Annotated in this window: 17 protein-coding genes and 1 tRNA gene; 9 read left to right on the top strand and 9 right to left on the bottom strand. The window is 66.2% G+C overall.

Features of this window, described 5'->3' with window-relative positions; all coding sequences use genetic code 11:
- Positions 1-13: 13 nt before the first annotated feature.
- The 3 genes from NIBR502772_RS16400 to NIBR502772_RS16390 are packed head-to-tail and all read left to right on the top strand — an operon-like array spanning position 14 to position 2,699.
- Positions 14-1,012 (top strand): metal ABC transporter solute-binding protein, Zn/Mn family, encoded by a 999-nt coding sequence (locus NIBR502772_RS16400; RefSeq protein WP_141140994.1) that lies wholly within the window; start codon positions 14-16, stop codon positions 1,010-1,012.
- Positions 1,009-1,824 (top strand): metal ABC transporter ATP-binding protein, encoded by an 816-nt coding sequence (locus NIBR502772_RS16395; protein ID WP_141140993.1) that lies wholly within the window; start codon positions 1,009-1,011, stop codon positions 1,822-1,824. Before NIBR502772_RS16400 ends, NIBR502772_RS16395 begins: the two co-directional genes overlap by 4 nt.
- Positions 1,824-2,699 carry a metal ABC transporter permease gene (locus NIBR502772_RS16390; RefSeq protein ID WP_141140992.1) on the top strand — a complete coding sequence of 292 codons (876 nt, stop codon included), beginning with the start codon at positions 1,824-1,826 and terminating at the stop codon, positions 2,697-2,699. The genes NIBR502772_RS16395 and NIBR502772_RS16390 overlap by 1 nt, the downstream gene beginning before the upstream one ends.
- Positions 2,700-2,743: 44 nt before the next feature.
- Here NIBR502772_RS16390 and NIBR502772_RS16385 read toward each other — a convergent pair whose 3' ends face one another.
- A complete protein-coding gene (locus NIBR502772_RS16385) occupies positions 2,744-3,226 on the bottom strand; it encodes a Fur family transcriptional regulator (protein WP_246848815.1) in 483 nt (160 codons plus the stop codon).
- A 109-nt stretch (positions 3,227-3,335) separates the two neighbouring features.
- Between NIBR502772_RS16385 and NIBR502772_RS16380 the strand changes: the two genes are divergently transcribed.
- Positions 3,336-3,992, top strand: coding sequence for an MBL fold metallo-hydrolase (locus NIBR502772_RS16380; protein ID WP_141140991.1), 657 nt, complete (start codon positions 3,336-3,338; stop codon positions 3,990-3,992).
- Positions 3,993-3,996: 4 nt separating this feature from the next.
- Here the strand turns inward: NIBR502772_RS16380 and NIBR502772_RS16375 are convergent, their stop codons facing one another.
- Positions 3,997-5,076, bottom strand: coding sequence for a PLP-dependent cysteine synthase family protein (locus NIBR502772_RS16375; RefSeq protein ID WP_141140990.1), 1,080 nt, complete (start codon positions 5,074-5,076; stop codon positions 3,997-3,999).
- Positions 5,077-5,175: 99 nt separating this feature from the next.
- On the opposite strand from NIBR502772_RS16375, the gene NIBR502772_RS16370 reads away from it, so the two are divergent.
- From NIBR502772_RS16370 to NIBR502772_RS16360, 3 genes are read left to right on the top strand one after another with little or no spacing between them, the layout of a single operon-like run.
- The gene (locus NIBR502772_RS16370; protein WP_141140989.1) at positions 5,176-6,063 is read left to right on the top strand and encodes a sulfurtransferase; all 888 of its coding nucleotides are present in this window, start codon (positions 5,176-5,178) and stop codon (positions 6,061-6,063) included.
- The gene (locus NIBR502772_RS16365) at positions 6,060-7,244 is read left to right on the top strand and encodes an NAD(P)-dependent alcohol dehydrogenase (protein ID WP_141140988.1); all 1,185 of its coding nucleotides are present in this window, start codon (positions 6,060-6,062) and stop codon (positions 7,242-7,244) included. The genes NIBR502772_RS16370 and NIBR502772_RS16365 overlap by 4 nt, the downstream gene beginning before the upstream one ends.
- Positions 7,241-7,669, top strand: a complete 429-nt coding sequence (locus tag NIBR502772_RS16360; RefSeq protein WP_141140987.1) for an HIT family protein — start codon at positions 7,241-7,243, stop codon at positions 7,667-7,669. Before NIBR502772_RS16365 ends, NIBR502772_RS16360 begins: the two co-directional genes overlap by 4 nt.
- 79 nt (positions 7,670-7,748) lie before the next feature.
- On the opposite strand, the gene hrpA is transcribed toward NIBR502772_RS16360, so the two are convergent.
- Positions 7,749-11,714: an ATP-dependent RNA helicase HrpA gene (hrpA, locus tag NIBR502772_RS16355; RefSeq protein ID WP_141140986.1), complete on the bottom strand. Its 3,966-nt coding sequence runs from the start codon at positions 11,712-11,714 to the stop codon at positions 7,749-7,751.
- Positions 11,715-11,920: 206 nt separating this feature from the next.
- Positions 11,921-12,088, bottom strand: coding sequence for a hypothetical protein (locus tag NIBR502772_RS22465; RefSeq protein WP_168223558.1), 168 nt, complete (start codon positions 12,086-12,088; stop codon positions 11,921-11,923).
- An 81-nt stretch (positions 12,089-12,169) separates the two neighbouring features.
- On the opposite strand from NIBR502772_RS22465, the gene NIBR502772_RS16350 reads away from it, so the two are divergent.
- A complete protein-coding gene (locus NIBR502772_RS16350; RefSeq protein WP_141140985.1) occupies positions 12,170-13,138 on the top strand; it encodes a GlxA family transcriptional regulator in 969 nt (322 codons plus the stop codon).
- Between the two features lie 12 nt (positions 13,139-13,150).
- Here the strand turns inward: NIBR502772_RS16350 and NIBR502772_RS16345 are convergent, their stop codons facing one another.
- Both NIBR502772_RS16345 and NIBR502772_RS16340 read right to left on the bottom strand, forming a co-directional pair.
- The gene (locus tag NIBR502772_RS16345) at positions 13,151-13,474 is read right to left on the bottom strand and encodes a protealysin inhibitor emfourin (protein ID WP_141140984.1); all 324 of its coding nucleotides are present in this window, start codon (positions 13,472-13,474) and stop codon (positions 13,151-13,153) included.
- A gap of 60 nt (positions 13,475-13,534) precedes the next feature.
- Positions 13,535-14,593, bottom strand: a complete 1,059-nt coding sequence (locus tag NIBR502772_RS16340) for a M4 family metallopeptidase (RefSeq protein WP_141140983.1) — start codon at positions 14,591-14,593, stop codon at positions 13,535-13,537.
- Positions 14,594-14,827: 234 nt separating this feature from the next.
- Here NIBR502772_RS16340 and NIBR502772_RS16335 point away from each other — a divergent pair, with 234 nt between their 5' ends.
- A complete protein-coding gene (locus NIBR502772_RS16335) occupies positions 14,828-16,231 on the top strand; it encodes an HNH endonuclease signature motif containing protein (protein WP_141140982.1) in 1,404 nt (467 codons plus the stop codon).
- A 383-nt stretch (positions 16,232-16,614) separates the two neighbouring features.
- Here the strand turns inward: NIBR502772_RS16335 and NIBR502772_RS16330 are convergent.
- The 3 genes from NIBR502772_RS16330 to NIBR502772_RS16320 form a co-directional block, all read right to left on the bottom strand.
- Positions 16,615-16,687: transfer RNA gene (locus NIBR502772_RS16330), tRNA-Arg, on the bottom strand.
- A gap of 78 nt (positions 16,688-16,765) precedes the next feature.
- Positions 16,766-18,328: a ferredoxin--NADP reductase gene (locus NIBR502772_RS16325; protein WP_141140981.1), complete on the bottom strand. Its 1,563-nt coding sequence runs from the start codon at positions 18,326-18,328 to the stop codon at positions 16,766-16,768.
- Entirely contained in the window at positions 18,325-19,191 is an 867-nt protein-coding gene (locus NIBR502772_RS16320) for an FAD:protein FMN transferase (protein WP_141140980.1), read from the bottom strand. Before NIBR502772_RS16320 ends, NIBR502772_RS16325 begins: the two co-directional genes overlap by 4 nt.
- Position 19,192: the final 1 nt, after the last annotated feature.

The following is a 19,192-nucleotide window of genomic DNA, read 5'->3' as shown; positions in this document are numbered from 1 at the left end:
AACTGAGGTTTCCGTGCGCCACCCAGCCGCCATCCGAACGTCCCTCGCAGCCCTCGCCGGCGTGAGCCTGCTGCTCACCGCCTGCGGCTCCGGAGGCGGTGCACCGTCGGCGACGTCCGGCACGGAGTCATCCGCCGGCGTCGTCGATGTGGTGGCGTCCACCAACGTGTACGGCGACATCGCCGCGATCATCGGCGGGGACAAAGTCAACGTCACCTCCATCATCACCAAGACCAGCCAGGACCCGCATTCGTACGAGGCCACCGCGCAGGACCGGCTGCTGGTGTCCAAAGCGGAACTGGTGATCGAGAACGGCGGCGGCTACGACGCCTTCCTCCACAAGATGGCCGACGACAGCAACATCCCCCACAGCAATATCGTCACGGCCGTCGAAGTGGCTGGCCTGGCTCCGGAGGAAGGCCACACCGATTCGCCGTCGGCGGCGAGCGAGTCAGCCGACGGCCACCACCACGAGCACGGTGAGTTCAACGAGCACGCCTGGTACAGCCTGGATGCCATGGGTAAGCTCGCTGATTCTCTGGCGGCAAAACTGGGTGAGCTCGAACCGGGATCCGCGGCCCTGTTCACTTCCAATGCCGCAACCTTCAAAGCCGGGGTGGACGGCCTGGCCGTCAAGCTCGCCGCGCTGAAGGCCAGCGGAGCAGGCGCAGCCGTGGCCGTGACCGAGCCCGTCCCGCTGTACCTGCTCGAGGCGGCAGGGCTGGAGAACAGGACTCCGGCCGACTACACCGCCGCGATCGAGGAAGGCTCGGACGTTCCGGCCGCTGTGCTGAAGGCAGCCACGGACCTGGCGGGATCCAAGGACATCAGGCTCCTGGCCTACAACGCGCAGACAGAGGGACCCCAGACACAGGCGCTGAAAAAGGCAGCCGAAGCAGCCGGCGTTCCCGTCATTGACTTCAGCGAAACCCTGCCCGAAGGCAAGACGTACCTGCAGTGGATGACGGACAATGTTGACAACGTCAGCAAAGTTTTGGAGAAAAATAGTTGAAACCGGTGGTCAGCCTCCGCGGGGCGTCCCTGCAGTTCGGCAAACGCTTGCTCTGGGAGGATCTCGACCTGGACATCAGGCCCGGTGAGTTTTTCGCCGTCCTGGGCCCCAACGGCAGCGGAAAGACCAGTTTCCTCAAGGTTCTCCTGGGCCTGCAGGAACTGCAGTCCGGCCGGGCCACCCTTGGCGACCGTCCCGTGGAGCGGGGCAGCAAGCTGATCGGCTACATTCCGCAGCAGAAATCCTTTGCTCCGGACACGCCCATGCGTGCCCGGGACCTGGTGGGGCTCGGCGTGGACGGCCACCGCTGGGGGCTGCGGCTGGGCATGTCCCGCGCAAACCAGAGGATCGATGAGCTTCTGGAACTGGTGGGCGCCAGTGACTACGCCAAAGTCCCGGTGGGCCAGCTCTCCGGCGGTGAGCAGCAGCGCCTCCGGGTGGCCCAGGCGCTGGCCACGGACCCCAAGGTCCTCCTCTGTGACGAACCGTTGCTGTCCCTGGACCTGCACCATCAGCAGGCCGTCAGCGCGCTGATCAACAAGCAGTGCCACGCCCAGAACAGCGCGGTGGTTTTTGTCACCCATGAAATCAACCCCATCATCGACTACGTTGACCGGGTGCTGTACCTGGCCGGCGGGCGGTTCCGGGTGGGGACCCCAGAAGAGGTCATGACCACCGAGGTCCTGTCAGAGCTCTATGGCAGCCACGTGGAAGTCATCCACGCCAACGGGCGCATCGTCGTCGTCGGCCTGCCCGACGCGACCACGCACCACCATGCCGATGTCCACGCAACGGTGGGGGAGGTGGCCTGATGGACGCGGACAGCATCATCGGAGCAATCTTCAGCTTCGAGAACTACGGAGAGCTGCTGGTGCTGGTCCAGAACTCTATCTGGGCCGGGGCCGTGCTGGGCCTGCTGGGCGGGCTGGTGGGCACTTTCGTGATGAAACGGGACCTGGCCTTCGCCGTCCACGGCATCTCGGAGCTCTCCTTCGCCGGGGCGGCATTTGCGCTCCTGATCGGCTCGGACATCGTGTTTGGCTCGCTCATCGGCTCGGTGGCGGCGGCGCTGCTCCTGGGCCTGATGGGCGTCCGGGCCCGGGACAAAAACTCCATCATCGGGGTGATCATGCCCTTCGGCCTGGGGCTCGGCATCCTGTTCCTGTCGCTCTACGAAGGCCGGGCCGCCAACAAATTCGGCCTGCTCACGGGGCAGATCGTGTCCGTGGACACCGTCCAGCTCCAGGTCCTTGCCGGCGCCGCTGTGCTGGTCATTGCAGCCCTGGCAGCCATCTGGCGCCCGCTGAACTTTGCCAGCGTTGATCCCGAACTGGCCGAAGCCCGCGGGGTGCCCGTACGGACGCTCGCGCTGATCTTTATGGTCCTGCTGGGAGTCAGCGTAGCGCTGTCCATCCAGGTGGTGGGGGCGCTCCTGGTGCTCGCATTGCTGATCACCCCGGCAGCCGCGGCGCTCCGCGTGACGTCCGCTCCCGTGGCCGTCGTGGCGCTCAGCGTTGTTTTCGCCGTCACGGCCACGGTGGGCGGAATCCTGCTGGCCCTGGGCGGCCGGATCCCCATCAGCCCCTACGTCACCACGCTGTCATTCCTGATCTACGTGGTGTGCCGCGTCGTCGGCAGTGTCCGGGCCAAGAAGGGCATCAACGGCCGGCTGGTGCACGCCCGCTGACACGGGCATATGCGGGATGCTTCAGGTTGCGGCGGCGCAGGCCGTCAGAGCTTGCCGGCGGCCCTGAGGGCTGTGCACTCCGGGCACAGGCCGAAGATCTCCACGGTGTGCGCCACCTCGGTGTAGCCATGTTCGGTGGCGATCCGGGCGGCCCAGGTTTCCACCGCCGGGGCCTCCACTTCCACGGCCTTCCCGCAGTTGCGGCACAGCAGGTGATGGTGGTGCCCGGTCACGGCACAGCGCCGGTAAACGGCTTCGCCCTCGCCGTTGCGCAGCACGTCCACGAGGCCCTCGTCGGCGAGGGACTGCAGGATCCGGTACGCCGTTGCCAGGGAAACTGAGACGCCCTTGTTCTGCAGGATGCGGTAGAGCTCCTGCGTGCTGACGAAGTCATCCAGCTCGTCCAGGGCAGCGCTGACGGCCACACGCTGCTTGGTGACGCGCTGCTCCTTGCCGGGCACACTAACGGTGCCTGCGCCGGATGCAGCGGTCGACGGCGTGGCGTCAGCTTTGGTGCCGAACGGCATGAAGGTACTCGCTTCCCTGAGGGACGGTGGCAATCATCAAGATTACCAGCCGGGGCTGAACAGCCGGACGCCCTTGGACATGGTTGGGGCCGGACCCTAGGCTGGCGCTATGAAGCTGACAAAATACACCCACGCGTGCGTCCGGCTTGAGAAGGACGGCGGGGTGCTGGTGCTGGATCCGGGAACATTCTCCGAGACGGCCGAAGCCCTGGCCGGGGCGCAGGCCGTGCTGATCACGCACGAGCACGCCGACCATGTGGATGTGCCGGCCATGGTCAACGCACTGCGCCGCTCTGACGTCCTGGCGGTCTTTGCGCCGGCCGGAGTGGCCGCCCATCTGCGGGAGGAGGCGCCGCAGGCCGCAGTGCGGATCCACACGGTTGAACCCGGTTCCAGTTTTGACGCGGCCGGCTTCAACGTGCGCAGCTTCGGCGGACAGCACGCACTGATCCACCCGCAGGTTCCCATCGTGGCCAACATCGGCTACCTGGTGGACGGCAACGTGTACCACCCCGGGGACTCTTTCATCATCCCGGACGGCCTCAGCGTGCAGACGCTGCTGGTTCCGCTCCACGCGCCGTGGAGCAAGGTCAGCGAGGTGGTGGATTTTGTCATTGCCGTCCGGGCCCCGCGTGCGTTCCAGATCCACGACGGGCTGCTCAACGAAACGGGCCTGAAGGTCGCAGAGTCCCATGTTGCCCGGCTGGGCCGGAAATACGGCACCGAGTACACCCGCCTTGCCCCGCGGGAATCAGTGGAGGTCTGATCGGCTACGAGTTCCAGGCGCCGGTCTCGAAAAACCGGCGGATGACTTCCTCATACGGCTCGGGGTCCAGGTCCTGCCCTGACAGCCATGCGGGATTGTAGTAGTTACCCGCATAGCGGTCGCCGCCGTCGCACATCAACGACACAATGCTGCCGCGTTGGCCCTCGGCCACCATTTCCGCCACAAGCTGCCAGACGCCCCACAGATTGGTGCCCGTGGACGGTCCGGCATGCAGGTCGGCGACCGTGCGCAGGTGCCGCATGGCTGCGACGGAGGCGGCATCGGGAACCTGGATCATGTGGTCGATGACGGCGGGGACAAAGCTCGGTTCCATCCGCGGCCGGCCGATCCCTTCGATCCGTGACGGCAGTCCGGTGCTGGCCTCACCCGCACCGCTCAGCCAGCCGGGGTAGAACGCGGAATTCTCCGGGTCTACCACCGCAAGGCGCGTGTCATGGCCGCGGTAGCGCAGGTAGCGGCCAATGGTTGCACTGGTGCCTCCGGTCCCCGCACCCACCACGATCCAGCGGGGGACGGGGTGTTCCTCCAGCGCCAGCTGCCCGAAGATGGACTCCGCGATGTTGTTGTTGCCACGCCAGTCCGTGGCCCGCTCCGCGTAGGTGAACTGGTCCATGTAGTGGCCGTTGGACGTGGCAGCGACGTCCGCCGCCGCAGCATAAACCTCCGAGGCGTGGTCAACCAACAGGCACGAGCCGCCGAACTGTTCGATCAGCGCGATCTTCTCCGGGCTCGTCGTGCGGGTCATGACCGCAACGAACGGCAGGCCCAGGAGCTGCGCGAAATATGCCTCCGAAACAGCGGTGCTGCCGCTGGACGCCTCCACGATGGTGGTCCCTTCACGGATCCAGCCGTTGACCAGGCCGAAGAGGAACAGCGAGCGGGCCAGCCGGTGCTTGAGGCTCCCCGAACGGTGCGTGGATTCGTCCTTGAGGTAAAGCTGGACGCCCCAGTGCTGCGGGAGCGGTACCGAGTAGAGATGGGTATCGGCGGACCGGTTGTTTTCCGCATTGACTTTTCTGATGGCCTGGTCAGCCCAGGCCCGGTCAGCGCTCGCGTTCTTCACCGGACCAGCCTACCGTCGGCCCTACCCGCAGGCCGTTCTGCCGCAGCTAGAGTTGGAGCAGCGGCTGCACACCTCACAAGCACAATTGCAAGGAGAACGATGGGTCCACTGATGGCTGTCCAGGCTTTGGCAGCGCGTTTCGACGCCGGCCAGCGAACCGTGTTGCTGGACGTCCGCTGGGCGCTGGGGGACCCGCACGGCCGGGAACACTTCCTTGAGGGGCACCTCCCCGGGGCAGTTTTTGTGGACCTAGCCACCGAGTTGGCGACGCCGGCCACCCCGGCCCGCGGCAGGCACCCGCTGCCCACGGACGCGGAATTCCAGGAAACTGCCAGGCGCTGGGGGATCAACAACGGCGACGTTGTGGTGGCCTATGACAACAGCGGCAACATGGCCGCCGCCCGGCTCTGGTGGATGCTCCGCAACGCAGGGTTCCAGGACGTGTACCTGCTCGACGGCGGACTGGCCGCCTGGCGGGACGCCGGACTGCCGCTAGACACCGGACCCGTGGACGCCGCCGTCGGGCGTGTCTCCTTTGATATGTCCCCTGTCGGAGGCAGGATGCCCAGTATCGACGCGGCCGGAGCGGCAGACTGGCCGGCAACCGGCGTCCTCCTGGATGCCCGGGCCGGCGAAAGGTACCGGGGCGAATTTGAACCCGTTGATCCCCGTGCCGGCCACATTCCGGGCGCCCGCAGCGCACCCACAACAGAGAACGTGGACGGGGCCGGGCACTTCCTGCCAGCTGGCGAGCTGCGGCGCCGCTTCGAGGACCTCGGCGTCCGTGACGAGGTCCCGGTGGCCGTGTACTGCGGCTCGGGCGTGACTGCCGCCCATGAGGTGGCCGCCCTTGAAATCGCCGGATTCCGGGCCGCCCTCTATCCGGGATCCTTCTCGGAATGGTCCAACAATCCGGCCCTGCCGGTGGCGACGGGCAGTGGCCCGAGTGGCCATGCGGCGGCCCGCGGGGGTAGCGTCGAAGGATGACCCCAGGACGCCCCGTACCGCCGCCCCTTGCCCGCCCCGTATTGCCGAACGACGATCCTGTTGCTGCTCGTCCTGCTACGGACCTGGACACCGTTCCCGGCACCGGCGTGCTGGCAGCCGCCTATGGCGCGGCTTCCGCCGACAGCGGCCTGGCACCCCTGACGCTGGCCCGGCGTGCCCCCAAAGCAGATGACGTCGAAATTGCCATCGAATTCTGCGGCCTGTGCCACTCGGACGTGCACGCCACGCGTGGTGAATGGGGCAGCCAGAAATATCCGCTGGTCCCTGGCCACGAGATTGTCGGAACCGTCAGCCGCGTCGGCTCGGCCGTGACCGACTTCATCCCGGGGGACCGCGTTGGCGTCGGATGCATGGTTGATTCCTGCCGTGAATGCGAGAGCTGCCTGGACGGGCTGGAACAGTACTGCGAAATCGGGCTGATCGGGACCTACGGCGCCAAGGATCCGCGCAACGGCGATGCCATCACCCAGGGCGGTTACTCGTCCGCCGTGGTGGTGGACCGGCGCTACGTGGTCCGAGTGCCCGGCAACCTGGACCCGGCCGCCGTCGCCCCCTTGCTCTGCGCAGGCGTCACCACGTTCTCTCCCTTGCGGCACTTCGACGTGGAGGAAGGCGACGTGGTGGGCGTGGTGGGGCTCGGCGGGCTCGGACACATGGCCGTGAAGCTCGCCAAGGCCATGGGGGCGCGGGTGGTGGTCTTCACCACCTCCGAAGCCAAGGTGCCGGCCGCACTGGAACTCGGGGCCGACGAAGTGATCCTGTCCCGGGACAAGGATGCCATGGCCGCCGCGGACCGCACCATCGACCTCATTATCGACACCGTGGCTGCTCCGCACGACCTGAATCCGTTTTTCCGCACCCTGCGCGTGGACGGTGCGCTGTTCCAGCTGGGCCTGCCCTCCGACGCCATGCCGCCGGTGAATCCGGGGGCCCTTATCCGGCGGCGGATCGCGTACGCTGGCTCGCTGATCGGCGGCATCGCCGAAACTCAGGAGATGCTCGACTTCTGCGCCGAGCACGGAGTAGTGGCGGATATCGAACTGGTGCGCGCAGACCAGCTGAATGAGGCCTACGACCGCATGGTGGCAGGCGACGTGAAATACCGGTTTGTGCTGGACACCAGCACCCTGCAGGCTCCGGCCGAGAAGGCAGACGCATGAGCACCCTGTTCACCAAAATCATCAATGGCGAGATCCCCGGACGCTTCGTCTGGCGGGAGGATGACGTTGCGGCCTTCCTGACCACGGGTCCCCTGGCCGACGGGCACACCCTGGTGGTCCCCACCGAGGAGGTGGACCGCTGGACGGATGCGTCCCCGGAGACCCTCGCGAAGGTGATGGAGGTGGCCCGGCGGATCGGTGCGGTGCAGCTGGACGTCTTTCCCGCCGAGCGGGCGGGGCTGATTGTGGCCGGGTACGAGATCAACCACCTGCACGTCCACGTGTGGCCGTCCAGGACCATGGCTGATTTCGATTTCGCCTCGGCCGACCAGAACCCGGATCCCGCGGTGCTGGACGCGAACGCCGAAAAGCTGCGCGCCGGGCTTCGGGCCGCCGGCTATGCGGAGTTCGTTCCCGCCGGCTGAGCCTGACGCTCGCGCCGGTTTGGCCCGGCCAGGACTTGCCCGCGCCAGCCGTGGGCCGGCAAGGTCTTTTCCTGCCGGCCTAGGCCGGCGCGAGCGCCTTGTTAAGGACAGCCCGGATCCGCTTTTCGGAGACGGAATAGGCCGTTCCGAGTTCGACGGCGAAGAGGCTCACCCGCAGCTCCTCGATCATCCAGCGGACCTGCGTCAGTTCGGCACCCACCCGACGCCCTGGCAGCAGCGCCGACACGGCGTCGTCGTAATCGTCTTCCAGCCGCTGGACCGCGGCCATGCTCAGGCCATCCCGCTGAACGTTGCCGGGGAGCTTTTCGAGGCGTTTCTCGATGGCGGCAAGGTAGCGGGGGAGCTGGCTCAGCTGCTTGTAGCCGGTGCGGGCTACGAATCCCGGGAACACCAGCTGCTCGAGCTGGCTCCTGACGTCGTTCAGGGCGCTGATGAGTGCGAGGCTGGTGGTGCCCTTCAGCTGTTTCTCAATCCGCCGGGTGCTGGCCAGGACCCGCTCCACCACGGCCGTCACGCTAAAGACGGTATCGATGAGTTCTGCCCGGACCTGCTCGTAGAGGGCGTCGAAGGACGCCCGGTCCCACGGGAGTTCCGCCGGGGTCAGTTTGTCCACGGCAGCGAGGGCGCAATCGGCAATGAGGGCTGACACGGAACCGTGCGGATTCTGGCTGAACGTCAGCTTTTCGGTGTTGTTGAGGTGCTCCAGAACGTAGCGGTCCGGTGCGGGTACTCGGAGGGCGAGGAGCCGGATCACACCGCCGCGCATGGCCTCGAGCTGCTCCGACGAGGTCTGGAAGACTCGCAGCGCCACGGATGTTCCTTCATCCACCAACGCCGGATAGCCGGTGACCATGTGGCCGTTGACGGTGTTGCTGACCTGCCGCTGCACCGTGCCGAAGGCCCACTCCGTCAGGCCGGACTGTTCCGTGAAGCCTGTGCCGCTGCCGGCTGCATTTCCGCCAGCCGACGAAGCGGGTACGTTCCCGCCGGACCTTCCGGGTGTCTTCGAATTTCCCCGAGACTGCGGCCCGGTGGTTCCCGGCGTCGCCCCCAGGGATTCAGCAATGGCGCGGCGTGTTGCCGGGGCCAGTCGCTCCTGCAGGGCCGCGAGGTCCTTGCCCTCGTCCAGCGCCTTGCCCTGGGTATCCACAACCTTGAAGCTCACCCGCAGGTGGGACGGCACCGCGTCCCAGTTCCAGGAACCGGGAGGGATGACGTGGCCGCGGATCCGGCGCAGGGCCAGTTCCAGTGAAGCTTCCAGCTCATCGTGGGCCGGATCAAAGTCCGATTCCAGGGCGGCAACGGCTTGCCGGGCCACATCGGGAGCAGGGACGAAGTTCTTGCGGACCTGCTTGGGCAGGGACTTGATCAGGGCAGCCACGAGCTCGGCACGCTGGCCGGGGATCAGCCAGCGGAAGGCGGCATCATCGAGCTGGTTCAGGAAGAGCACCGGGACTTCGGCCGTGACGCCGTCGGACGGGTTGGGCGGTGACCCGGGCGCCACAGGGTGGAACTCGTAGCTGAGTGGCAGCTCGAAGCCCTTGTGCAACAGCGTCTTCGGATAAGCGGCCTCGTCCAGGTCATCGGCGTCGTTGTTGAGCAGCAATGACTTGTCGTAGTCGAGGAGGTCCGGATTCTGCTGCCGGGCCTCCTTCCACCATTTGTCGAAGTGCCGTTCGGATACAACGTCGGGGCCGATCCTGGCGTCGTAGAACTCAAACAGCGTTTCGTCGTCCACCAGCAGGTCGCGGCGGCGCATCCTGGCTTCGAGCTCCTCGACCTCCAGAAGCAGGGCGCGGTTGCGGTGGAAGAACTTGTGGTGCGTTTTCCAATCGCCTTCCACCAGGGCGTGCCGGATGAACAGCTCGCGGGCCAGCACAGGATCCACTCGGCTGTAGTTGACCCGGCGCTGCGGGATGATGGGCACGCCGTACAGGGTGACCTTCTCGTAGGCCATGACCGCGCCCATTTTGGTGGACCAGTGCGGCTCGCTGTAGCTGCGCTTAACGAGGTCCGGTGCCACCTGCTCCGCCCAGACGGGATCGAACTTGGCTGCGACCCTGGCCCAGAGGCGGCTCGTCTCCACGAGTTCGGCAGCCATCACAAACGTGGGGGACTTCTTGAAGAGCGACGAACCGGGGAAGATGGCGAACCGGCTGCCGCGGGCACCTGCGTATTCGCGCTTGCGCTCGTCCAGGATGCCGATGTGGCTGAGGAGGCCCGACAGCAGGCTCATGTGGATGCCCTCGTGGTTGCCCACAGGATCGGCAAGGCGCTTGTTGTCCAGGCTGATCCCGAGCGGGCGGGCCATCTGGCGGAGCTGGGCGAAGAGATCCTGCCATTCCCTGACGCGAAGGTAGTTGATGAACTCGGTCCGGCACAGGCGGCGGAACTGGGTGGACGAGAGTTCCTCCTGTTTCTCCTGCAGGTAGTTCCACAGGTTCAGGAAGCCGGTGAAGTCAGAGTTTTCGTCACGGAAGCGGGCATGCTTCTCGGCAGCGAGCTGCTGCTTGTCCGTGGGACGCTCACGCGGGTCCTGGATGGTCAGCGCCGCGGCGAGGATCATTACCTCGCGGACGCAGCCGCGCTTGCCGGCCTCCACGATCATCCTGCCGAGGCGGGGATCCACCGGCAGCTGGGCAAGCTGCTGTCCGACGGCGGTGAGTCCGCCGCTCTTGGCGTCCGCTGGTGCGTTTTGCGGTCTCACGGCATTCAGGGCGCCGAGCTCGCGCAGGAGCGTAACGCCGTCGTTGATTGCCCGCGAGTCAGGCGGCTCGACGAACGGGAAGTTCTCCACGTCCTTGGGCCCACGGGCAACGCCCATGGCGGTCATCTGCAGGATGACTGCCGCCAGGTTGGTGCGCAGGATTTCCGGATCCGTGAACAGCGGCCGGGACCCGAAGTCCTCTTCCGAATAGAGCCGGATGGCGATTCCGTCCGACACACGGCCGCACCGGCCGGAGCGCTGGTTCGCCGAAGCCTGCGACACGCGCTCGATGGGCAGCCGCTGGACTTTGGTGCGGTGCGAGTAGCGGGAGATGCGGGCCGTGCCGGTGTCGATGACGTACTTGATGCCCGGGACCGTCAGGGACGTCTCGGCCACGTTGGTGGCCAGCACAATCCGGCGGTTTTTGCCGGGGTGGAACACCTTGTGCTGTTCCTGCAGGCTCAGGCGGGCGAACAGCGGGAGCACCTCGGTGCCGGCAAGGCGCCGGTTGGACTGGATCCTGGCGTTGAGTGCCTCTGCTGCGTCGCGGATTTCGCGCTCGCCGGAGAAAAAGACCAGGATGTCGCCGGGGGCCTCGGTGGCGAGTTCGTCAACGGCGTCGCAGACGGCGTCGAGCGGATCGCGGTCCTCTTCGAGTTCGTCATCTGAGGCGTCTGCATCTTCGCCATCGGCGGGTCCGCCGGCCGGCTGGGACAGCGGCCTGTACCGGATCTCCACCGGGAACGTGCGCCCGGACACCTCGATGATGGGGGAGGGCTCGTCGTCGGACCCGAAGTGTTTCGCGAACCGCTCCGGATCGATCGTAGCCGAGGTGATGATGATTTTCAGGTCCGGCCGCTGCGGCAGGATGCGCTTGAGGTAGCCCAGGATGAAGTCGATATTGAGGCTGCGCTCGTGCGCTTCGTCAATGATGATGGCGTTGTATTTGCGCAGCAGCTTGTCCCGCTGGATCTCTGCGAGCAAGATGCCGTCGGTCATGAGCTTGACCTTGGTGGCGCGGCTGACTTCGCCCGTGAACCGCACCTGGAAGCCGACTTCCTGGCCGATCTCCACACCGAGTTCCTCGGCGATGCGCTCAGCGACGGTGCGGGCTGCGAGCCGCCGCGGCTGGGTGTGCCCGATCAGGCCGTTGTCGCCCAGGCCCAGCTCGAGGCACATTTTGGGAATCTGGGTGGTCTTGCCGGAGCCGGTCTCGCCGGCGATGATGGTCACCTGGTTCGCTGCAATGGCAGCCTTCAGGTCCTCGCGGCGCTCGGAAACGGGCAGCTCAGCAGGGTAGGAGATATGAAATGTCATGGCTGCAGCCAGTCTACTGGGGCGGCGCCTGTTTCCCGCGCTTGCCGCCGTCAATCCCGCCGTCGGCCCGGCCGTTGATCCCGCCTTCCCGCCTTCCCGGACGCCACTCAATCAGAACAGGAGGAAGGGACCCGGCTCACATGAGCCGGGTCCCTTGGTGTTAGTACGGATGGGTTAACAATGACGGGTTGAGGCATGCCTTCTGGTTAGAAAATGCGCAGGGTGTAGTTAACGCTGGGCAGGTCCAGGGCGGACCAAGGCTGGTCTGAGGTGATGGGCGGGGTGTGGCCGCGGCCATCACGCAGGAGCGCTGAGATGGTGGCGGCGAGAACAACGAGGAGCAGGACCACTAGGGCGATTCCGAAGATTTCCATGACTCAATGCTGCTCCCGTGGACGGTGAAGAAACAGTGGCAGAAATGCCCAAAAAGATCGAATTTCTGCCATAATAGAAGCATGCTCAAATCAGTGGCAGTCATCGTAGTTCCCAACTTCTCTGTGTTCGAGTTCGCCACCGCCTGCGAGGTTTTTGGCATCGACAGATCAGGACGCGGCAGCAACGTTCCGGCGTTCGACTTCCGGGTCTGCACACCCGAACCCGGTAACGTCCGGATGAAATCGGGACTCTCCTTGAATGTTTCGCTGGGATTGGAGGCAACGGCGGACGCGGACCTCGTGATCATGTCCCCCTTCGGACGCGACGACGACGTTCCGGAATCCGTGCTGGAGGCATTGCGCGCCGCGCACGCCCGTGGAGCCTGGGTGATGTCCATCTGTTCCGGAGCCTTTGCCCTGGCCCGCGCCGGTCTGCTGAACGGGCGGCGTTGCACCACGCACTGGCACTATTCCCATGAACTCGCAAACCGGTACCCGGAAGTGCAGGTCGATGAAAACGTGCTCTATGTGCAGGACGGCAACCTGATCACCAGCGCCGGAACAGCGGCAGGAATTGATGCCTGCCTTCATCTGGTGCGCGTTGAGTTGGGCGCCAACGTGGCTGCCGCCATTGCGCGGGACATGGTGGTGCCGCCGCACCGTGACGGTGGCCAGGCTCAGTTCATCGACCGGCCCGTGCCAGCCTGTGGATCGGCGCCGATGGAAGAGTTGTTGCGCTGGATGGTGCAGAACCTGGAGCAGGAGCACACCGTCGTTGAGTTGGCGTCCCGCGTCCACATGTCAGCCAGGACCTTCGCCCGCCGCTTCCGGTCCGAAACCGGGGCCACACCGGCTGCCTGGCTGAACTCGCAGCGGGTCCTCCGGGCGCAGGAGCTGTTGGAATCCACTGACCTGAACATCGACGAGGTTGCCCGGGAATCCGGCTTTGGCCACCCCGTCCTGCTCCGGCATCACTTTGCCAAGGTGCTGGACACCAGTCCGCAGTCCTACCGACGGGCGTTCCGGGGGCAACTGGTAACAGCAGGCTGACTGGAGACGCAGCTAAGCCTGCACAGGACCCCGCCGGTCGGGGCTGTCCTCGGCTGCCGCCCGGGTGGTGTCGACCAGCACACGCCATGGTCCTGTGACAGCCTGCTCCGGCAGCGCTGCCCGCCGCTGGCCCGCCCGGATTGAATAGATAAATCGGTCCGGCTGGTTGTCCTGCACCTCCGCGGCTGCGGCCCGGACGGTCTTGGGCACCGTGTCCCAAGGGCATGCTTCCACAATGGGTTGCCACTGGCTTTTGGCGCTCGCGGTCTGGGCGTGCACTGTCCATACGCGGGTCAGGGCTGCGATGCCGCCGCTCCGCTCCACACTGATCTTCATGGCCTGGGTCCTGGGCTTTCCTGCAGCCTGGCCGCCGGCTGGCGGCGGGCAGGCGTTCAACTAAAGCTTGACCTTCACAGTTTCCCACGCCTGCCGCACGGCGTCATGCTCCGGCGAATCGGTGCCGAACAGGTCGACGGCGGATGCCGCCGTCGCCCTCGCGAAGACGCGGAAGGTGGCGGTGGCAGGCAGCGAGCCGCCCGTCAGTGCGTCGTACCAGATCCGTCCCGGCGCCTCCCAGGCGTTGCCGCCCAGGGTCTCCGCCGTGAGGTAGAAGGCCCTGTTGGGGATCCCGGAGTTGATGTGGACGCCGCCGTTGTCCGCGCTGGTTCGCACGTACGAGTCCATCGAATCGGGCTGGGGGTCCTTACCCAGCACGTCGTCGTCGTACGCTGTGCCCGGGGCCTTGAGGGATCGGAGAGCCGATCCCTCAACCTGGGGCGTGAAGAGTCCTTCGCCGATCAGCCAGCTGGCGTCGGTCACGGACTGGCTGTTCAGGTACTGCTCCACGAGCGCGCCGAAAACGTCGGACATGGATTCGTTGATGGCACCGGCCTGGTTGCGGTAAGCCAACCCCGCCGAGTGCTGCGTGACGCCGTGAGTGAGTTCGTGCCCGATGACGCTCAGCGACCGCGTAAATCGTTCGAAGACTTCGCCGTCGCCGTCACCGAAGACCATCTGGCGGCCGTCCCAGAAAGCATTGTCGTAGAGCTTGCCAAAGTGCACCGTGGCATCGAGCGGCAGTCCTTCGCCGTCGATGGAGTTACGGCCGAAGATGTCGGCAAACAGGCGATGCGTGTGCCCAAGGCCGTCGTACGCCTCATCAGCGGACTGATCGCCGGAAGCCGGTTCGCTTTCCTTACGTACGAGCTTTCCGGGTAGGATCTCGGATCCGCCGGCATCGTAGATGCTCCTGTTGGGTGGGCCGGGACGGACGTCGCGCAGTGCCGGGGGAGCGGCCGGAGCCGGCTGGGTACGGGCTGACTGGACTGACCGGACGTGGCTTAGCGCTTCCTTGGCAGCCCGCGCGGCGGCAGAAAACCGAGGCTCGTCCAGGCGAGCCAACCGCCGCAGTATGTAAGGCGGAATGATGGAACAGAATGTAGCTGGAACGTGCATGGCCTACCCCCTCGAGTACGTTGAATCAGCCTACGAGGGGGTGCTGACAATCTGATGAAGGCTCACTCAACCCAGGGCGAACGGACAGTTGAGGCCCCGTTTCATGGGCCGAAAGGACAGCTGTGGCCCTGAACTGCCGCGGCGGCTGGAGGCACGGATCGTTGTTTCGCGGAGTTATGCACATAGCCGTTCAGCCTCGCCGTTATTGTCAGTCCCTCGCAGGATGATTTGGGTATGGATAGCAGAGCGGCTGTGGCGACGGCGGAGGCCCTTTCGGTGTCCTTCGCTGAGCTTGCTTCTGTGCTCCGGGACGGGACCGATTCCGGCTGTTCCGGGGACGCTGATCCTATGCGTCGGCGGGCGGATGGTTTCCTGGACGGGCTGGCCGAGATCTCACGGCTGGACGCGAAAAGTGCCGCCCTGAAGGCCTGGCTGGCCGCCGGTTACTCCGCCGCTGCCGAGGCTTTGGCGGGCCCTGCAGCGTCGCCCGAGGACAATACCGGGCAGGAGATGGCCGTGGTCGCGGAGGTCGCGTGTGTGCTGACGGTCAGCGAACGGGCCGCCGGCGCCCTCCTTGCCGAGGCGCACTCCCTGACCACTGCCCTGCCACTGACATTCTCCGCGCTGCAGGCCGGGACGATCTCGTGGCAGCACGCCCGGATCATGGTCGACGAAACCACCAACCTTGACCCCGCCGGGGCGCAGGCGTTGGAGGCGCATTTCCTGGACCCTCATGTGGTGAATCCGGCACGCGGCTTCGCCGGTGAGCTCATCCCCGGCAGGTTCCGGCACAAGGCCCGGACCTGGCGGGAACGCCACCACCCGGTCAGCATCGAAAAACGCCACATCAAGAGCGCAGCCGACCGGCGCCTGGAATACGCCCCGGACCGGGACGGCATGGCCTGGCTCTCCGCCTACCTCCCCGCCGACCAGGCGGCCGGGATCTGGAACCGCACCACCACCGCAGCCCGTGCCCTCCAAGGGCCTCATGAGGACCGGAACCTCAGCCAGCTCCGCGCCGACACCGCCGCCACCTGGCTCCTCGGCGGAACCGGTGACCAGACAGATATGGACGGCGGCAGCGTGGCTGCTGGTGTTCCGTCACCGCGGGCGCAGGTGTTGATCACGGTCCCGGTCATGGCGCTGCTGGGCCAGACCGACGAACCCGCCATGCTCGACGGATACGGCCCGATCCCGCCGTCCATGGCCCGCCACCTGATCGCCGACGGCGCCGAATCCTTCCACCGCGTCCTCATCGACCCCCGCGACGGCGCACCGCTCGAGATCGGGCGGACCAGCTACCGGCTCACGAAAGCCCAACGCCAATGGCTCAGACTTCGCGACGGGAAGTGCCCGTTCCCCGGCTGCAGCAACCACTCCCTCGACAACGAGGCCGACCACCTCCTCGCCTGGGCCCACGGCGGCGCCACCGGGATCCACAATCTCGGCCAGCCGTGCCGCAAGCACCACAGGCTCAGACACATCACCGGGTGGAAACCCACCACCGCCACCAAGAACGAACCACCCGGCTGGATATCACCCACCGGACGGCACTACGCCAGCGAACACCCCGACTGGGAACCACCGACGTTGCCAGCGCCGGAAACAACTGGGGCCTTGTGCACCACGCCGCCTTAGCGCGGGCCATGTCGCGGGCTGGGTATTGAGGCGCAGCGTCAGCCGCGGAGTCCGACAAGCCGGCGTGCCACAGCCGCGCCGCAATAAACCGGGGTGCCACAGCCCGCCGCAATAAACCGGGGTGCCACAGCCGCGTCGCAAAAAACCGGGGTGCCACAGCCGCGTCGCAATAAACCGGGGTGCCACAGCCGCGTCGCAAAAAACATGCGGCCGGTGTCCGGCCGCGCCAGCTTGGTAGGGCTTCATGTGTCCGGCTGCCCAGCTCGGCAGGGCCTCCAGTGTCCGGCTGCCCAGCTCGACAGGGCCTCAAGTGTCCGCTCGCGCCTATGGGGGAGGAACGCAGAAACCCCCGCCGCTTTTGTAAGCGGCGGGGGTTACATCTGTGCCCTCGATTGGAATCGAACCAACGACCTTCTGCTCCGGAGGCAGACGCTCTATCCCCTGAGCTACGAGGGCAATTCAGGGATCCTGCCGTTGCCAGCGGGACGTCCTAGAGCTTAGCAGGAAGGTGCCTGCAAGGAAAAACGGCCCTGTTCAGTAGCCCGAAAAAGAGTCCACGTGCACCCGGTGCGCGCCAGCCTTATGGGCTGCACGGCGCAGCGATGCGACGCTCGCAGGGGACCCGGAGATGTAGACAGCGCGGCCGGCAATGTCGGGAACGAGGGCCTTCAGGAAATCTCCGTCCAGCCGGGCGCCAGCTGCAGCGCCCCCGGATTCCAGCGTCCCGGCATCGGTGATGAACGGTGGCGGGACCGAACCGTCAGCGAGGCGTGCCAGGATGCGTGCCCCGGACGCCTGCAGCTCAGCGGTGTAGGCAATTTCGGCAGCGTTGCGTGCCAGCAGGAGGAGAACCACGTCCCGGTCCTGCGCGGCGCCGGAAGCCAGATGCGCAAGATAGGGCGTGATACCGATGCCCGCGGCGATCAGGAGGACCGGGGTCCGGGGATCGCGGGGCAGGACAAAATCTCCGCCCACGGACGTGGCGGCCACCTCATCACCAGGCTTCAGGTCCAGCAGGACTTTCTTCGCCGCGGACAGGGGCTCAGCCGTCCGGACGCCAAACTTCACCGTCTCCGAACCCGGGGCGCTGGTCAAACTGAACACCCGGCGTCGGCCTTTGCCGTCAGACTTGGCGTGCGGCAGATCCAGTTCCATGTACTGCCCCGGCACAAACCGGACGTGCCGGGACGGTTCAAAGGCGAACTCTGTGGTGCTGGGTGTCAGGGGACGGGAGCCAGCGAACCGGAGCCTGAGCCCGCCGCGCTGGCCCACAAGGAACGCCAGCAGGTTGCCGACCAGCAGGGCCAGTTCCGGCGAGTTGGCGATGAAGCCGAGGTTGTACGGCACTGCGAACACCACGCCAACCAGTGCGGCGAGCGCGAGCTGCTGCCAGCGGCGCGGCGCGAGGGTGAGCGGCTCCGTCAGCATAAAGCCGACGAAGAACAGCAGCGGCCGCTGCGCCAGGGCCTGCCAGAGTGCGCTGCCCAGGGTAAGCCCTGCCTGCAGCAGCTCAGCGCTCACAATTGATGTCGCAACCACAAGGAACACGGCCGCCATGGGCAACTTACGCGTCCGGTAGAGCACCAGGAGGACGCCCGGGACCAGCAGCCACAGCATGGCAGGTGTGGCGGCCCACCATGTCGCGATGTTCAGCCCCGTCAGCCCGGTGACAAACGCCCCGGCGGCGGCTGGGTTGAAGATGTGCCGGCCACGCCAGGCCAGCGCGTATTTCGAAGCGGAGGCCAGCACACACGCCAGGGCCACTCCCGCCATATCCAGGGGCATAAAGGTAGGCCAGAAGAGGAAGTACAGCAGCAGACCGGTGATCAGCGACGATTCGGAATGCGGGCGGACGTGGAAAAGGGCAGCCAGCCCTCGGTTGGACACGTACGTCAGGCCAAGACACAGCACTAAGTGGACGAGCATCTGCGGAATGCCGAACGTGAGCCAGCCAAGGGCATTGAGCAGGAGGCTGTACGCGGCAAGGGCTGCCAGCACCAGCAGGATCAGCCGGTACATCGTGTACTTGCCCAGCAGGGTGTCCAGCCGGCCGGCAGTGAAAACGGCGGTTGCCTTGGGGGCGTCAACGGGGCTCATGAGAACAGTGTCCCTTCAAATCCGGCCGAGTAGGCAGCACTTCCATCAGAAAAAACTGTCAGCCAGGAAAAGTCGAAGCTCCGTTCCAGTTCTTGGCCGGGGACAAAGAACAGGGCGGTGGCCAGGGCATCGGCCACCATGGTGCTTTCTGCCATGGTCCACGTGGCTACCGCCGTACTGACGGGCAGGCCTGTTGTGGCATCGAGCACATGGTGCAGGCCGTCGCCCCACGCCCGTCTGTTTGAGGCTGACGCGCACAAGGCGCCGCCTGCCAGCGGCACGGTCCCGATGGCCCTTGCCGGATCGTACGGGTGCTCCAATGCCACGGAGACCGGATCAGGCCCGCGGTGCAGCAGGTCGCCGCTGGCATCAATCACGAAGGAGTCCACGCCGCAGGAGCGCAGCTCAATAGCGAGAAGGTCCACCAGTTGCCCCTTGCCGGCGGCACCGATGTCCAGGACCAGGGGAGCGGTGGTGGTCAGCACGTTGCCGTCCCACGTCAGGACGTCCTCCCAGCGGGGTGCCGGAAGCGCGTTTCCTGCCGGCCGCAGGGAATAGGCGGCGTCGTACCCGAGGCGCTCCAGGCTGCCGCCGATCAGCGGCGTCATTGCACCGCCGGTGATCTCATACAGCGAGCGGTACAGCCGGCCAAGGTCCGCCGCTTCCGGCGGCAGCTCATACCGCCCGGGCTGCCGGGCCATGGCACGCACGGTCGAATCGGACCTAAACCGGGACCAGTCGCCGTCGTACCGTTCCACGAAGGCGAGCAGCCGGGCACGGACGCTGGCGTCAAGCGGACGGGGGGTGGAGATTTCCCAACGGGTTCCGATCCCGTCGAAGCGGAAGTCCTCCGGGTCCGGCACG

Source organism: Pseudarthrobacter sp. NIBRBAC000502772 (genome assembly GCF_006517235.1).
Lineage (GTDB): Bacteria > Actinomycetota > Actinomycetes > Actinomycetales > Micrococcaceae > Arthrobacter.
This window is presented reverse-complemented; position numbering and strand designations above follow the sequence as displayed.

Coding starts and splice junctions, on each gene's coding strand:
- NIBR502772_RS16390 (WP_141140992.1), top strand. CDS start 1,824: ATGGACGCGGACAGCATCATCGGAGCAATCTTCAGCTTCGAGAACTAC.
- NIBR502772_RS16385 (WP_246848815.1), bottom strand. CDS start 3,226: ATGCCGTTCGGCACCAAAGCTGACGCCACGCCGTCGACCGCTGCATCC.
- NIBR502772_RS16380 (WP_141140991.1), top strand. CDS start 3,336: ATGAAGCTGACAAAATACACCCACGCGTGCGTCCGGCTTGAGAAGGAC.
- NIBR502772_RS16370 (WP_141140989.1), top strand. CDS start 5,176: ATGGGTCCACTGATGGCTGTCCAGGCTTTGGCAGCGCGTTTCGACGCC.
- NIBR502772_RS16365 (WP_141140988.1), top strand. CDS start 6,060: ATGACCCCAGGACGCCCCGTACCGCCGCCCCTTGCCCGCCCCGTATTG.
- NIBR502772_RS16360 (WP_141140987.1), top strand. CDS start 7,241: ATGAGCACCCTGTTCACCAAAATCATCAATGGCGAGATCCCCGGACGC.
- hrpA (WP_141140986.1), bottom strand. CDS start 11,714: ATGACATTTCATATCTCCTACCCTGCTGAGCTGCCCGTTTCCGAGCGC.
- NIBR502772_RS22465 (WP_168223558.1), bottom strand. CDS start 12,088: ATGGAAATCTTCGGAATCGCCCTAGTGGTCCTGCTCCTCGTTGTTCTC.
- NIBR502772_RS16350 (WP_141140985.1), top strand. CDS start 12,170: ATGCTCAAATCAGTGGCAGTCATCGTAGTTCCCAACTTCTCTGTGTTC.
- NIBR502772_RS16345 (WP_141140984.1), bottom strand. CDS start 13,474: ATGAAGATCAGTGTGGAGCGGAGCGGCGGCATCGCAGCCCTGACCCGC.
- NIBR502772_RS16340 (WP_141140983.1), bottom strand. CDS start 14,593: ATGCACGTTCCAGCTACATTCTGTTCCATCATTCCGCCTTACATACTG.
- NIBR502772_RS16335 (WP_141140982.1), top strand. CDS start 14,828: ATGGATAGCAGAGCGGCTGTGGCGACGGCGGAGGCCCTTTCGGTGTCC.
- NIBR502772_RS16325 (WP_141140981.1), bottom strand. CDS start 18,328: ATGAGCCCCGTTGACGCCCCCAAGGCAACCGCCGTTTTCACTGCCGGC.